At 64.0% G+C, this 14,552-nt stretch carries 14 protein-coding genes; 9 read left to right on the forward strand and 5 right to left on the reverse strand.

Annotated features, from left to right (window positions below; all coding sequences use genetic code 11):
- Positions 1 to 58: 58 nt before the first annotated feature.
- From QM615_RS15515 to QM615_RS15525, 3 genes are read right to left on the reverse strand one after another with little or no spacing between them, the layout of a single operon-like run.
- Positions 59 to 1,318, reverse strand: coding sequence for an amidase (locus QM615_RS15515; RefSeq protein WP_283347636.1), 1,260 nt, complete (start codon positions 1,316 to 1,318; stop codon positions 59 to 61).
- Positions 1,264 to 3,081: a hydantoinase B/oxoprolinase family protein gene (locus QM615_RS15520; RefSeq protein WP_283347637.1), complete on the reverse strand. Its 1,818-nt coding sequence runs from the start codon at positions 3,079 to 3,081 to the stop codon at positions 1,264 to 1,266. The genes QM615_RS15515 and QM615_RS15520 overlap by 55 nt, the downstream gene beginning before the upstream one ends.
- Positions 3,078 to 5,159 (reverse strand): hydantoinase/oxoprolinase family protein, encoded by a 2,082-nt coding sequence (locus QM615_RS15525; protein WP_283347638.1) that lies wholly within the window; start codon positions 5,157 to 5,159, stop codon positions 3,078 to 3,080. Before QM615_RS15525 ends, QM615_RS15520 begins: the two co-directional genes overlap by 4 nt.
- 317 nt (positions 5,160 to 5,476) lie before the next feature.
- Between QM615_RS15525 and QM615_RS15530 the strand changes: the two genes are divergently transcribed.
- The 6 genes from QM615_RS15530 (at position 5,477) to QM615_RS15555 (ending at position 11,503) form a co-directional block, all read left to right on the forward strand.
- A complete protein-coding gene (locus QM615_RS15530; RefSeq protein ID WP_283347639.1) occupies positions 5,477 to 6,211 on the forward strand; it encodes a FadR/GntR family transcriptional regulator in 735 nt (244 codons plus the stop codon).
- A gap of 132 nt (positions 6,212 to 6,343) precedes the next feature.
- Positions 6,344 to 6,907, forward strand: a complete 564-nt coding sequence (locus QM615_RS15535) for a MaoC family dehydratase (protein ID WP_149407827.1) — start codon at positions 6,344 to 6,346, stop codon at positions 6,905 to 6,907.
- Positions 6,904 to 8,121, forward strand: coding sequence for a CaiB/BaiF CoA transferase family protein (locus tag QM615_RS15540; RefSeq protein WP_283347640.1), 1,218 nt, complete (start codon positions 6,904 to 6,906; stop codon positions 8,119 to 8,121). Before QM615_RS15535 ends, QM615_RS15540 begins: the two co-directional genes overlap by 4 nt.
- On the forward strand, positions 8,118 to 9,488 hold the full coding sequence (locus QM615_RS15545) for an MmgE/PrpD family protein (protein WP_283347641.1): 1,371 nt from the start codon (positions 8,118 to 8,120) through the stop codon (positions 9,486 to 9,488). The genes QM615_RS15540 and QM615_RS15545 overlap by 4 nt, the downstream gene beginning before the upstream one ends.
- Positions 9,489 to 9,512: 24 nt before the next feature.
- The gene (locus tag QM615_RS15550) at positions 9,513 to 10,676 is read left to right on the forward strand and encodes an acyl-CoA dehydrogenase family protein (RefSeq protein ID WP_032393088.1); all 1,164 of its coding nucleotides are present in this window, start codon (positions 9,513 to 9,515) and stop codon (positions 10,674 to 10,676) included.
- A 2-nt stretch (positions 10,677 to 10,678) separates the two neighbouring features.
- Entirely contained in the window at positions 10,679 to 11,503 is an 825-nt protein-coding gene (locus QM615_RS15555; protein WP_349307168.1) for an HpcH/HpaI aldolase/citrate lyase family protein, read from the forward strand.
- Positions 11,504 to 11,505: 2 nt separating this feature from the next.
- Here QM615_RS15555 and QM615_RS15560 read toward each other — a convergent pair whose 3' ends face one another.
- Together QM615_RS15560 and QM615_RS15565 are read right to left on the reverse strand one after the other, a co-directional pair.
- Positions 11,506 to 11,883 carry a DUF6941 family protein gene (locus QM615_RS15560; RefSeq protein ID WP_283347643.1) on the reverse strand — a complete coding sequence of 126 codons (378 nt, stop codon included), beginning with the start codon at positions 11,881 to 11,883 and terminating at the stop codon, positions 11,506 to 11,508.
- Complete coding sequence (locus tag QM615_RS15565; protein ID WP_283347644.1) at positions 11,880 to 12,701, reverse strand: hypothetical protein; 822 nt, start codon at positions 12,699 to 12,701, stop codon at positions 11,880 to 11,882. The genes QM615_RS15560 and QM615_RS15565 overlap by 4 nt, the downstream gene beginning before the upstream one ends.
- 244 nt (positions 12,702 to 12,945) lie before the next feature.
- Between QM615_RS15565 and QM615_RS15570 the strand changes: the two genes are divergently transcribed.
- The 3 genes from QM615_RS15570 (at position 12,946) to QM615_RS15580 (ending at position 14,321) form a co-directional block, all read left to right on the forward strand.
- A complete protein-coding gene (locus tag QM615_RS15570) occupies positions 12,946 to 13,500 on the forward strand; it encodes a DUF3558 domain-containing protein (protein ID WP_283347645.1) in 555 nt (184 codons plus the stop codon).
- A gap of 14 nt (positions 13,501 to 13,514) precedes the next feature.
- Complete coding sequence (locus QM615_RS15575; protein ID WP_283347646.1) at positions 13,515 to 13,916, forward strand: hypothetical protein; 402 nt, start codon at positions 13,515 to 13,517, stop codon at positions 13,914 to 13,916.
- Between the two features lie 102 nt (positions 13,917 to 14,018).
- A complete protein-coding gene (locus QM615_RS15580) occupies positions 14,019 to 14,321 on the forward strand; it encodes a hypothetical protein (protein ID WP_283347647.1) in 303 nt (100 codons plus the stop codon).
- The last annotated feature ends 231 nt before the right edge of the window (positions 14,322 to 14,552 follow it).

The raw sequence follows: 14,552 nt of genomic DNA on the forward strand, positions 1-14,552 counted from the left end.
AGGGCGTCAAGGCGGGCTAAAATCGGACAAAGTTGCGATAATCTGCGAACAGGACCGGTTAAAGATCTGACGTATGCGGTGGTGTCGCCCGATGCCAGTCGGTCACCGACTGATAGCGCTCACCCACGCCGAATAGTGCACCCTCACGGTGCGCAGCAGCGGTCAGCTGCGCCCCCACCGGCATGCACGAGGATGGGTGGAAGCCGACCGGTAGAGCCAGCGTCGGGCCGTCGTGCAACGACCACGGGTACGTGAATTGTCCCATCCGGCGTGAGAGCGCGACCACGTCGTCACCCCCGTCCCTCGGGGGAACATCGACGGGCATCGCCGGGGTCAACACCACGTCGACCGTCTCGAACGTGGCGGTCATGGCCTGACGGAACAGATCGCGGCCGGCGAATGCACGGGCACGGTCGGACTCGGAGATGCTCAGGCCCAACGCTATTCGCTCACGGGTCGCGGGTTGGAAGCGTGAAGGCTCGCTGGCGAGCCGGTGCCGATGGCAGCGAGCGAGGTCGCTGTACACGATCGTGTAGACGATGTCCTGGGCGTCGGCGGCATGCCCGAGTTCGATAGGGACGATCTCGTAGCCCAGCTCCGCGAGTGTGCGAACGGCAACCGCGGCTGTCTGAGCAACACCGGGATCCACGTCGGCGGTGAGAAACACGGTCGGCACACCGATGCGCGTGATGTCCGCCGGAGCCAAGGGAGTGGGGGACAGGACGTCGAACAGAGCCTTCACCTCTGCGACCGACCGCGCCATCGGGCCGACAGTGTCGAACTGCTCGCTCACCGGGAAGACGCCGTCGTTGCTGATCGATCCCCAGCTCGGTCGCAGTCCGGTGATTCCACACGCTGCGGCGGGTAGGCGAACCGACCCGCCGGTGTCGGTGCCCAAGGACATGTCGACCAACCCGGCGGCAACGGCGATCCCAGAACCACCACTCGATCCGCCGGGCACCCGAGCGCGATTCCAAGGGTTGTACGACGGCCCCGCGGCCGAGTTCTGCGAGGTGACGCCGACAGCGAACTCGGCCATGTTCAGTTTCGCGACCACCGACCCACCTGCGTCACCTAGGCGGGTGACGACTTCGGCATCAGCGTCGGCGACGTTGTGCTCGAAGAACTCCGACGCGCAGGTGGTCTCGACGCCGGCCACGTCGATGTTGTCCTTGACGCCTATGCGCAGGCCGGACAGGGGCCCCGGGGTGTCGTTCCGATCGTCGATCCACCGGACGACACCGCCGAAGGTCCCGTCCTCGATCAGGCTGCGCTCCGGGCGCGCAGCTCGGCCGTCGCGTCCTCGTCGACCGTCCACGAATCGGTGTTCACGACCACACCGTAGTCGCGTCGAGCATCGTCCTCGGTGAGGTACTCGTCCCAGACGTCGCTGAGCACCTGGAAGGGATCACGCTCGAACGGGTTTCCGAAGCCACCGCCCGAGGGCAGTTTGATCTCGAGCGTCTCACCGGAACGAATCGTCTCCTGAGTGACCTTGGAGTACAACACTTCCTCACGATCGGTCCCGGCGTTCCTGGTGAACGAGCCGGACACACCGTGGTGGCCACCGAGGGCTCCGGCCGGAGGATCCGATCGGTTGTCGGCCTCGGAACCGAGGAACGTATCGGTCTCCATCAACCACTTGCGCACACTGCCGATACCGCCGCGCCACTTGCCCGGTGCGGGAGCCTCGTCGCGCAACTCGTACCGCAACGCACGCATGGCGTGATTGAGCTCGAGTTCCTCGATCGGGTTGTTGCGCGTGTTGGCCATCAGGGCGTCGACGGCATCCATGCCGTCCTTGCCGTTGCGGCCACCGTAGGACCCCTCGTTGATTTCGATGTAGACCCAATAGGATTCGCCGTCCGGCGCGATGCCGGAATAGGCGATGGCACACAGAGCGGCGGACGATCCTGCGATGGCATGATCCGGAAGCACCGGGGCCAGAGCCAGATTGATCGAGTCGAACACTCGGTTCACCTGCGAGAACCGCGCGAAGCACGACGCGGGAAAGTCCGGATTGAAGATCGTGCCCTCGGGAGCATAGGCCTTGACCGGTCGGAAGCACCCGTCGTTCTGAGGAACGAATTCCTCGGTCAGGTCCTCGTCGAGGAGGATCGTACGGATGGCCGAGACGGCTACCGGCAGAACCGAACCCTCGAACGGGACGTTGAACGCGGTGGGCACCTGACTGTTGGAACCGGTGAGGTCGATGAGAATGTCCTCGCCCTCGACCTGCACCCGAACGGCCACCTTGAGCGGTTCGTCGCGGTTCTTGCCGTCGTCGTCGAGATACCCGATGGGTGCGGTGTAGCTGCCGTCGGGAATCTCGCGAATCTTTTTGCGCAGCATGGACTCGGAGTAGTCCATCCAGCGCTCGCCCGCGCTCATCACGGTGTCGAGGCCGTACTTCTCGAGTAGCTCGGTGAATCGCTTCTCGCCGATGCGAGAGCACGCAATCAGTGCTTCGAGGTCGCCGCGATTCTGCTCCGGTGTGCGGACGTTGTCGAGGATGTGCTGAATCAGGTAGTCGTTGCGGACCCCGGCCTCGTAGATCTTCATCGAGTCCATCAGCTTGCCCTCGGCCCACACATCGACGACGTCCATGCACAGGCCGGGGAAGTTGCCGCCGACGTCGGACACGTGACCGGTACACCCGGCGAAGCCGATGTGCTCGCCCTGCCAGAAGATCGGAATGATCACGCCGTAATCGGGGGAGTGAGCCGCACCGTGGTACGGATGGTTGTGCAGCACCACATCTCCGGGCTTGTACGTTCCGGCGAGGCGACGGTTGACGCCCTTGATGTAGGCGGGAATCGAACCACAGTGCATCGGAGTCGAATCCGATTCGCACAGTTCACGTCCGTTGATGTCGAAGATGCCCGCGCCGAGGTCCTCGGACTCTCGGATGAGCGACGAATACGCCATGCGGTAGAGCACCTGGGCCATCTCTTTGGCCATCGACTGCAGGGCTCCGCCGATGACGCGCAGGGTGATGGGATCGACCTCGACGTCGTTCCAGGTTCGAGTGGATTCGCCCGCCAGTGACACTCCGGTGGTGGGCATCAGCGCCTTGCTCATGCGGGGTTCCTCTCGATGATGATGTGGCCGACGGCGTCGACGGTGGCGTGCTGATTCATGCCGATGATCGTGGTGGAATCGAACTGCTCGACGATCGCAGGACCGTCGATCTCGTTGTTCGCCAACAACAGTGACCGCTCGTAGACAGGGGTGTCCACCCACTGCGGCGCGGACATCTCGTCCTGCCAAAACAGTGCCTGGGTGGTCGTTTTGATCGCGGCCGAGGAGTCGGCGGTGCCCACGGCGATGTCGGCGATCTGCACGTGCGGGACCGCACCCACACCGGTGACACGGACGTTGATCAGCTGCACGGGCTTGTCGTCGAACCGCTGTGAGTAGGTGCGGCCGTGCACTTCGTGGAACGCCTCCGCGACGGTCTTGACCCACACGTCGTCGATCTCGCCGTCCGGCGCAGCGACGCGCAATTCGTAGCCCTGGCCGACGTAACGGCAGTCGACGCTGCGCTCGAGCGAGATGTTCTCTGCCGCAACGCCGTCCTTCTCGAGCTGTGCGACGGCCAGGGCGGACAGACGCTCGACCTGCTCCTGCAGCAGTTCGATGTTCGGGTCCGCCGACGACGTCCACACCGTCGTCGGCTCCTCGTAGCGGATGTCGGTGGTGAGCAGGCCGACAGCGGAGGTGATGCCGGGGTGACCGGGCACGATCACGCGCGGAATGCCGAGCTGGTCGGCGATCTGCCAGGCGAACAGTGGACCAGCTCCACCTTCGGCGATGAGTGAGAAGTCCCGTGGGTCATAGCCTTTGCGCACCGAGTGCAGGCTGATCGCCTCGGTCATGGAATGGGCGAGGATCTTGAAGATGCCCATCGCGGCGTCGTCGAGTGGGGTGTCGAGTTTGTCAGCGATATGAGTCTGGATCGCCTCGCGCGCCAGCTCGGGCTTGACCTCCATGGTTCCGGACAGGAAGCTCTTCTCGCGCAGCCATCCCATCATCACCATGGCGTCGGTCGAGGTCGGTTCGGTGCCGCCGTGTCCGTAACAGGCGGGTCCCGGTACGGCACCCGCACTGCGTGGTCCGACGCGGAACATACCCCCGTCGTCGACCACGGCGATGGAACCGCCGCCGGCACCGATGGTGTCGACCTCGGCCATCGGCACCATCGCGTGGTAGTCACCGATTCGGGTGTCGAGCAGATGCTTCATCCGCAGCGCGCCGTCCGGTGCCACGCCGACATCCGCGGAGGTGCCACCGACATCGAGGGTGATGACACTGGGGAACCCGGATGCTTTACCGATGGCGCAGCCGCCGAGCAGGCCGGCGACCACACCGCTGGTCAGGAGTGAGACCGGGATTTCGCTGGCGCTGCGCGAGGTGACGAGCCCGCCGGCCGAGGTCATGAGATGCACGTCCTCGCCGACCTGCGCTGCCTTGGCCTTACCGGCGAGATTCTCGATGTACTTCGAGGTCTTCGGTCCGATGAAGGCGTTGAGCGCTGCGGTCGAAAAGCGTTCGTACTCGCGGTATTGCGGGGCCACCTCGCTGGAGAGGGAGATGAAAACGCCGGGGAACTCCTCCTCGATGATGGCTCTGACTCGTTGCTCGTGAGTCGGATTGCGGTACGCGTGCAGGAATGCGACGGCGATGGCCTGCACGCCTCGCTCACGCAGCAGTCGAACCTGTTCGCGCACAGCATCTTCGTCGAGCGGGATCAGAATATTTCCCGCTGCATCGATGCGTTCCGGGACGACGCGACGGTTGCGTCGTGGCACGAGCTGCCACTTCTGCCACGGAAGATCCTGGTAGTTCGAGTAATTGAGAGGACGCTTCTTACGCGCGATGTGCAGCAGGTCGCGGAAGCCCTCGGTGGTGATCATGCCGACGTCGCAGCCGTTGTGCTCGAGCACGATGTTGGTGGCCACGGTGGTGCCATGGAAAAACATGTCGATTTCGGACGGGTCGATCCCGGCGCGTTCGGCGAGAACCTTGATTCCGTCCATCGTGCCGATCGAGGGATCGTGATTGGTGGACGGGGTCTTGTGCACGACGACCGTGCCGTCGTCGTCCCACAGGACGAGGTCGGTGAACGTGCCGCCGACGTCGACTCCAATGCGTTTCATGCTGCGTCCGTTCTGTCGGTGCCCGAGTGGAGCGGGAAGGCGTGCTCCGCCTGTCCTACGAAGTCGTTGTGGTCACGGCTGAGGTGACATGAGTCATAGTGCTGATGATCGGCGAGAAAAGCAATACCTCTGATGTATTGGGGCTGAATTCTCAGGATCCGCGGCCTGTTCCGAGCCCATGCCGACGAATCCTCGCTAAAAAGCGGATGTATCGACGGTCGAGATCCCCGCATCTCGGAGCATCGGCCAGGCTAAGCTCGAGCCGACCAGTACCCACCGGTCAGCAGAAGCAGTCGAGCGACAACCAGGGGGAAGACGTGGCCCAATCGGCACCGCTCAAGGCGACGGCCAAGAGCGTCCCCGCGTATGCGGTTCTCGCGGGACATCTGCGCACTCGCATTCTGTCCGGTGAGCTGCAGCCAGGTGAGCGGCTACCCGGCGAGGCAGAGCTGACCGCCGAATTCGGCGTCGGACGCAGCACCATCCGAGAAGCGCTCCGGTCGCTGGCCAGCCAAAATCTGATCGAGACGACCAGGGGAGTGACCGGGGGGAGCTTCGTCGCCGTCCCCAGCGTCGGACACATCAGTGAGCACCTCGAAACCGGTGTGGCCCTGATGGCCGCCGCAGAGACCGTCACGGTCGACCAGCTCATGGAAGTGCGCAACCTGATGGAGGTGCCGGCCGCGGGCATCGCTGCGTTTCGCCGCACCGACGAGCATCTCGAGCAGCTCAACGAGACCATCTTCGACCCCAACCAAGTGCAGGGGCCCGAGACGTTCGCCAAGAACCAGGAATTCCACCTCGTCTTGCTGCGCGCAGCCCGCAATCCCCTGCTCGAGCTCATCACGGCACCCGTATTCCGAGTGTTGTCCGGCCGATTCGGCCGCGACCACGCACCCGAGGGCTTCTGGCAGTGCGTCGACAGCGACCATCGCGGTCTGCTCGACGTGGTGGCCGCCGGGGATTCCATGGCTGCGATGGACCTGATGCGTAAGCACCTCGACCACCTCGGCGACTCGTACCGACAGATGGACCGACTGCGCACCTCGTGAAACATCTGCTCTTTACGGAGCGATTCGCCGCAGAACATGTCGTCCGCCGGTTTCGTCGAACCCTTGACGCCATAAACATCTGATGTTTATGGTCTAGGTAAGGCACTCGCCAAACTGACACGAGGAGACACGGTGGCAATCCATCCGGCCGTTCTGGGGCGCTTCTTCGACGACTACGCCGTGGGGGACGTCTACCAACATCCCTTCGGGCGGACGATCTCGGAGACCGACAACACGTGGGTCACACTGCTGTCGCTCAATACCAACCAGAACCACTTCAACGCGCATCTGGCGTCGCAGAACCCCATCACCGATGGGAAGGTCATCGTCAACTCCGGCTTCACAGTCTCTGTGGTACTGGGACTTTCGGTGATCGACATGAGTCAGAACGCGATCTCGAACCTCGCCTTCACCGACATCAAGATGTCTCACCCCGTCTACGCAGGCGACACCCTGTACGCCGAAAGCATCTGCACCGGGTTGCGCAAATCCGAGTCGCGCCCCTACGCCGGCATCGTCTCGATGATCACCCGCGGTCTCAATCAGGATGGCGTCGAGGTCATTTCGTGGAAGCGCTCGGTCATGGTCGCCACCCGCGACAGTGGCATCGGGCAGAACTACTTCCCCGAAGCGAAGAACGGACCGCTCGAACTCCCCGCCGACATTGAACTACAGACGAAAGACTCCGACGCATGAGGCCACTCGAAGACGTCCGCATCATCTCCCTCGAGCAGTACGGCGCAGGCCCGTTCGGTAGCTTGCACCTCGCTGACCTCGGCGCGGATGTCATCAAGATCGAGGACCCGAGCGTCGGCGGCGACGTCGGCCGCTACGTCCCGCCCTACAACGAGGGCGAGGACTCGCTGTTCTTCGAGAGCTTCAATCGCAACAAACGCTCACTCTCACTGGATCTTTCGACGCCGAGTGGGCGAGCGGTGTTCGAGGACCTCGTCCGCACCAGCGACGCCGTCTACTCCAACCTTCGTGGTGACGTGCCGGAAAAGATCGGCATCACCTACGACCAGCTCAAGCATCTCAATCCCGCAATCGTGTGCTGCAGCCTCACCGGGTTCGGCATGACCGGCCCGCGCTCGAAAGAGCCTGGCTACGACTACATTCTGCAGGGACTCGCCGGCTGGATGAGCGTCACCGGTGACCCGGACGGCCCGCCCACCAAATCCGGTCTGTCGCTGGTCGATTACTCCGGTGGATTCGTCGCCGCGATCTCGCTGCTGTCGGGATTGCATGCTGCGCGACGCGACGGTATCGGCGGTGACTGCGATGTCTCGTTGTACGACACGGCGATGTCTCTGCTCACCTATCCCGCGACCTGGCATCTCAACGCCGGCTTCGAGCCGATCCGCACGAAGAACTCGGCGCACCCGTCCCTGGTTCCGTTCCAGGCCTTCGAGGCAACGGACGGCTGGCTCATCGTCGGCTGCGCGAAGGAGAAGTTCTGGGACCGCCTCGTCGTGGCCATCGATCGCCCGGACCTCGGTGTTGATCCACGGTTCAGCAACTTCTCACTGCGAGGTAAGCACCAGGACGTGCTGCTGCCGATCCTGGAAGAGGTGTTCGCCACCAACACCGTCGAGCACTGGCTCTCGAAGCTCGGTCCTGCCGGGGTGCCGACCGGCCCGATCAACGACGTCGAGCATGCACTGACCGAACCCCACACGATTGCGCGCAATCTTGTTGTCGAGACCGAGCATCCGGTGTACAACACCGTGCGTCAGGTCGCGTCCCCGGTGAACTTCGGTTCCGAGGCCAAGCAGTACCGCCGAGCACCGCAGCGCAACGAGCACTTCGACGACATTGTGCGTGATCAATTGGGCTACGACGACGAACGCATCGCAAAACTGAAGGCGGAGGGTGCCTTCGGAACGGCGAAGGACGAGGTGCGGGCGTGACCTCGACGATCTTGGCGCAGTGGGCATCGGGTGTCACCGTCGCCGATCTGTCCGAGGACGTCCGGCACGCGGCCGCGCGTCACCTTCTCGACGGTGTCGGCAATACCGTTGCGGCCCAACGCCTCGGCTACGGCCGACCGGGCTGGACGGTAGCCGACGCTCTCGGCGGCCCACCGGAGGCGCGGCCTCTCACCGGAACCCGAGGCTTGTCCGCGCCGGCAGCCGCCTTCGCGACCGGGGTGATGCTGCATTCCCTGGACTTCGACGACACGCATGCGGGCGCACTGGTCCACGCGACGGCCGTATCTCTTCCTGCGGCATTCGCTGTCGGGCAGCAGGTATCGGCCTCTGGTGCAGACGTGCTGACCGCCGCCGCCCTCGGTCTCGAAACTGCCTGCCGCCTCGGTGAAGTCAGTCCGCACGGATTCCACGCTCGGGGCGTGCATGCGACGGCAGCCGTGGGACCGTTGACAGCCGCGCTGGTCTCGGGGCACCTCTCGAAGTTCGACACCGAGACGTTGGTCAACGCCCTGGGGATCGCCGGGTCGTCCAGCTCGGGACTGCTCGAATTTCTCGACACCGACGCCGACACCAAGGCTCTGCATCCCGGATCGGCCAGCATGAACGGTGTGCTTGCGGCCCGGCTCGCTGCCGCCGGTGCCACCGGTCCCTCGTCGGTTCTCGAAGGTCGACGCGGAATCTACGCAGCGCTGACCGATCGGCCGACGAACTTCGCGGCACTGACCGAAGGACTCGGGACGCGGTGGGAAGCCACCCGGATCGGCATCAAGCCGTACCCGAGCTGCCAGCTGATGCACGTCACGCTCGACGCAGTGACGAAGGCAGTCGGGGACAGTGCGGTTCAGGCGAGCGACGTGGCCGACATCGAGGTGTTCGTCCACCCCGATTCGAGTCCGTTCGTCTGCGGCCCCAACACCGGGGTCGCGTCACCGCGCAGCACCTACGACGGCAAGTTCGATCTGCCGTGGAGTGTGGCGGCGTTGCTGCACGACGGTGCCATCACTGTCTCGACCTACACCGACGAATCCATCGCACGCGAAGACGTCCTCGTCACCGCCCGCAAGGTACGGGTGACGAACCTCCCGTCAGAGGTTCCCGCGGCGGCCGCGTCGGGCAGGGCGGTTCTCACACTCACCGACGGTCGAGTGCTCGACGCCTCGGTCGGTGGAAGTCAGGGATCCGCCGGGTTCCCGTTGAGCGACGACCGTCTGCTGGAGAAGTTCCTCGGCAACTGCGGCAACGACTCTCGTGCCGCCGAGCTGTCCGACCGCATCCTCGGACTGGTCGACGAAACCGACCTGACCGCCATTCTCGATCTCGCCGCAGCCATCGCGCCGGCACCCTGACACTTCAACCGACAGGACATCATCATGGACTTCACGTACGACGAGCAGCAGACGGCCTTCCGGAAAGCATTGCGCACCTTTGTCGACAAGGAAATCATCCCGGTCGCGAACGAGTGGGAGAAGACGGGACGGTACCCCACGGAGATCGTCGAGCACATGAAGGCCATGGGTCTGTTCGGCATCACGACGCCGGAGGAGTACGGCGGCCTCGACCTCGACAAGGTCTCGTTCACCCTGGTGTACGAGGAGCTGGCCCGCGGATGGATGGGCGTCGCCGGCATTCTCGGCAGCCACAACCTCTCGTGCTGGATGATCGGCAAGCACGGCACCGAGGAGCAGAAGAAGACGCTGCTGCCCAAGCTCGCGTCCGGTGAATGGCGAACGGGCGTCGGTCTCACCGAGCCCGGTGCCGGCACCGACCTGCAGGGCATCAAGACCACCGCCAAGCGCGACGGCGACCACTACGTCGTCAACGGTGCCAAGACGTGGATCACCAACGCCCGGCACGCGAATGTGCTTCCGGTACTGGTCAAGACCGACACCACGACCACGCCGGCTCACAAGGGCATGTCGCTGCTGCTGATCGACACCACGACCGACGGGTTCGAGGTGCAGCGCGACATGGGCAAGCTCGGATACAAGGGCACCGAGTCGTGTGAGATCACGTTCACCGATGTGCGCGTTCCCGTCGACGCAGTGCTCGGTGGTGTGGAGGGGCGTGGTCTGCAGCAAGCACTGTCCGGTCTCGAGATCGGTCGGCTCAACATCGCCGGCCGCAGCGTCGGAATCGCACAGGCCGCCTACGACGCCGCGCTCGAATACGCGAAGCAGCGCACCGCATTCGGTCAGCCCATCGCCGAGTTCCAGGCGATCCAGCTCAAGATCGCCGACATCGCGACCCAGCTGCAGGCTGCACGCCTGATGACGTACTGGGCTGCATCACAGGCGGATTCGGGTAAGCGAGTGGACATGGAAGCCGGCATGGCGAAGTACTTCGCCTCCGAGGCCGCCATCACCGCCAGCCTCGAAGCCATGCGCATTCACGGTGGCTACGGCTACTCCACCGAGTTCGTCGTCGAGCGCCTCTACCGCGACGCCCCGCTCATGGCCATCGGTGAGGGCACCAACGACATCATGCGCACCGTGATCGCCAAGTCTCTCGTCGCGGGCACGGGCGTCATCGGATGAGGATGGCTCTGACCTACCTCTACGTTCCCGGGGATGTGCCGGAGCGCTTCGACAAAGCATTGGCCTCGGGTACGGACGCTGTGGTGTTGGATCTCGAGGACGCCGTCACCGCAGCGAACAAGGATCATGCCCGTGCGACGGTGGCCGAGTGGGTCGCGTCCTGCGATCCGGGAGACGTGCAGATCTGGGTGCGGGTGAACCCAGGGGCGTTGCAGGAGGACGACATTCGTGCGGTACTGCACCCGAACCTGACCGGTATCTGGCTGCCGAAGGTCTCGTCTGCTCGCGAGATCGAGCAAGCTGACGCTCTACTGAGTGGCAGTAGCGCGGTGGTCTCGCCCCTCATCGAGACGGCCGCCGGAGTGTTCGCCGCTCTCGAGATCGCCCGCGCCCCTCGGGTCAAGTTTCTTCAAATCGGTGAGGTGGACCTGGCCGCCGATCTGGGCGTCGACGGCTCTTCGGAGTCACTGTCGTTCGTGCGGGCTCAGGTGGTCGCGGCCAGCGTCGCGGCCGGAGTCGATCCGCCACCGGCCGCGGTGTCGCGAAACTTCCGCGACGCCGAGGCCTTCGAGGCCGATACTCGAACGCTGGCCGGTCTCGGTTTTGTCGGTCGTGCGTGTATTCATCCGGCTCAACTCGCGCCTGTGCGAACGGTATTCGTGCCATCGGAGACGGAAGTCCGCGAGGCCGAAGAACTGTTGGCCGACTTGGATCGTGCTACCTCGGGCGTTGCCGTCGACAGCAAGGGATTCCTGATCGACGAGGCAGTGGCCCGAACCGCTCGACGAGTGGTGGAACGTGCCGCGCGGGAGACGATCAGCACCTGACGTCAGCCGAAGGCGATGCGAAGCCCGACGCTCGCCGTGGCTCCACCGGCGCTGAGGATGAAGTTGTGCCGTCCTTCGTCGCGGAACACCATCTGCATCGGCAGGAACCAGAATCGATTCTCGCCGGTGAAGCCGGCACCGGGGATCTGCAGGCCATGCTGATTGACGATGTGTTCGCCGTTTGCGTCGAGCACTTCGAGTGTCGCGGGGAAGTCCTTACCGATGTCGTCGGGTCCCGTCTGCAGCAGTGCGACCAGTCGGCATTCGAGCATGCGGGTGTCGCGGGGGACCGTGCAGGTGTCCCAGACGCCGCCGAGGATGTCGAGCATGTCGTTGGAGGCTCGCGCATACTCGGCGAAGAACAATCCGGTGATGATCATCGGTTGAGGTCATCCGTTTCGTAGTATCGAAGTGACTTCATGGCGTCCAGGACGGTCGGTCGCAAGGGTGCCGGCACCTCGTATGTCCCGTCGCAGACCAGCCACCCGTCGGCGATGAATTGGTCCAGTAGGCCGCGGAGCATCAACGCAATGATGTGTTCGTACAGATCTCCGGAGTGGGCCGAACCGACTTCCGGGAGCCGCTTCCGTGGAGTGCTCGTCATCGCGGCGAGAACTATCTGTCCGGCAACGACATCGGGGGCTTGAGACTGGCGGCGCGGATCCTCGCTGAGAAAGTACCGGCGGATGACGTGCGAGAGAGCCGTCCGGTGGGCGGCCAGCGAGCCGGGAAGCGAGTGGGCGAACTCGTCGGCCCACGGGCCGCGTATCGCCGTGGTGGATGTCAACTCGATCAATCCGGCCGCCGTCGCCGCATCCCACAATGTCATCAAGTCGCGGATGTCGCGCATGGATCGTGAGTTCCGCGCTCGCGCGTCCAGATCCACCCCGACGGCCTCCGCCAGCTCGCTGACCGACCCGGGCCGGGGGACACCCGTGCCGGTGATCGGTCGTGACGGACCGAGCCAGTCGAGGAGCGAACGAAGCTGCGCTATCGGCTTCGATGCGGTCAGCGCTGCGAACTCGTCCTCGGCTGTCGGTGGTGTGAGCTCGATATCGTGGGGCGTCAGCCGTTCGACCGGGGACTCGACTGCCGGCTCGATGTCGTCGACGAATTCCGTGTTGGTGGTACGGGATCCCCGGCGACCGAACAGTGGAATCACGCGAGCGAGGTTGCTGTCTGTTCGGTCGGAGGGCACGAACACAGCATAGGAAAAATGTGGGCCCGACGACGGAACGAGCCGAACCGCAGGTGGTCTTCTGGACACGTTCATGCTGGCCGCGACGGACGGCAACGATGGATACGACGAGTGCGATACCGGAGCCCTCGACGTCCTCCGGGAGCTCGGTCCGCTCATCTGCGTCCGATCCAATGGAACCGATGCGCCGGTAGTTGCGTCCAACACCAAGGACGGGTTCCAAGGACGGAGTGCTGTGAGCAAGATGCGATTGCTGATCGGGAGTGCGGTCGGACTGATGCTGGTGGCAACCGGATGCGGAGGGGCGACCGAAGACATTCCCCCTGCGGGCCCGTCTTCGACATCGGTGACGACAACCGCGCAGGCCAATGGTGCGTGGGATCCGTGCACCATCCCAGACGCTGCCATCGAAGATGCGGGCTTGGCGGTAGAGACGAAGTCCTCGAACTTGGTAGGAGATCTGCCGATCTCGGAAGACTGGATGACCTGTTTTTGGACGAACCCACTGCCGACGCCGTGGTACCACCTCGGAATCTTCTCGTCCACCGAAAGCCTCGACTACCTACGTGAGCGGGGACCGTTCGAGGCTTTCGAGCCAATCGAGGGACTCGACGGCATGCGCTTCCAGCGGACCATTAAATACGACGAGGTCAACTGCGGTGTTGCATTCGGCCACTCGGGTGGCGTCGTGTACCTGAATCTCGATGGGATTGTCATGACACCAGCCCTTGGCGATCCGTGTGTCGAGGTCGAACGGTTGGCGCGTTCGCTCCGACCATCCATGCCTTCATCGAACTAGCGGGGGAAGAATCGATGGGTTCAGAGACGAACGAACTTGCGGCATCGATGAAGCAGTGGCAGTCGCTGTCGAGTCAGGCCGAGTCCGGGCAACTCGAGATTCCAGACGGCGTGGCGTTTCAGTGCGACGAGGTGTGCGCTGCCTACATCAGACACTTGACGGAGATGTTGGCGAAAACGAAAAACTTGGTCGACGTCAAGGCATTCGGCACCTTGGATTCGGCCAGGCAGCTCGGCGAAAAGTTCGAGAGGATTGCCTTCAGTGGTGATCGATCGCTGCACGTCGTGCTGTTGCAGCACATCGAAGTCATCGAATTGATGCGGTCGGTGTTCAAGCGCTATTTCGACGAGGCCGAGTATGCAGATCAGCGGACGTTGAAGTCCATCGACGACGTCGCCGCGGGTGCGGGCATGTGATTGGGCGGAGTCCGGGGCCGGGTCGGATTCTGTTCGTCGAATACCGATCGTTGTGGCTGCGACATGGTGACGCCAGTTTTTGGGGGAGGTGCAGTGGGGGAGATGCTGAAAGCCGATCTCGATGCGATCAGGTCGTTGGGGGCGCAGCTGAAGGTCACAGCGGACGAAGTCGCGCAGGTTGCCGCGCCCGTCAGCGGCAGTGCTGACGCAGTGGTGATGCCGGACGCCGGTATCGACGATCTTCTGGGTCGGCTGACAGCGGCTTTCGAGACCACCGTGGCGGAACACAGTTCCGCAGCGCTCGCCTTGGCCGAAGGCGCTACTACGTCCGCGGCTACCTATGAAGCCGTTGAGGACGCATTCAGTCGACAGCTCGGCTCGTTGACCCACGGGTTCGGCCAGTGATGACTCCGACGATTCCCCAGGTCGAGTCGTGGAACCCGCAGACGCTGGCTGCGGCGGGCAGCGCGATGAAGACAGCGGGGACGGCTCTCGTCGACCGCTTGGCCGAAGTGGACCTCGCGGTCGACCGGTGCGCACAGACGTGGGTAGGCGACGCAAGCGCGGCCGCGTCGATGTCCGCGGTCTCGGAGGTGCTTACCGCAACGGCGTCGAAACGCGCGACCGACACCGCAG

This window comes from Rhodococcus sp. IEGM 1341 (genome assembly GCF_030056895.1).
Taxonomy (GTDB): Bacteria; Actinomycetota; Actinomycetes; order Mycobacteriales; family Mycobacteriaceae; genus Rhodococcoides.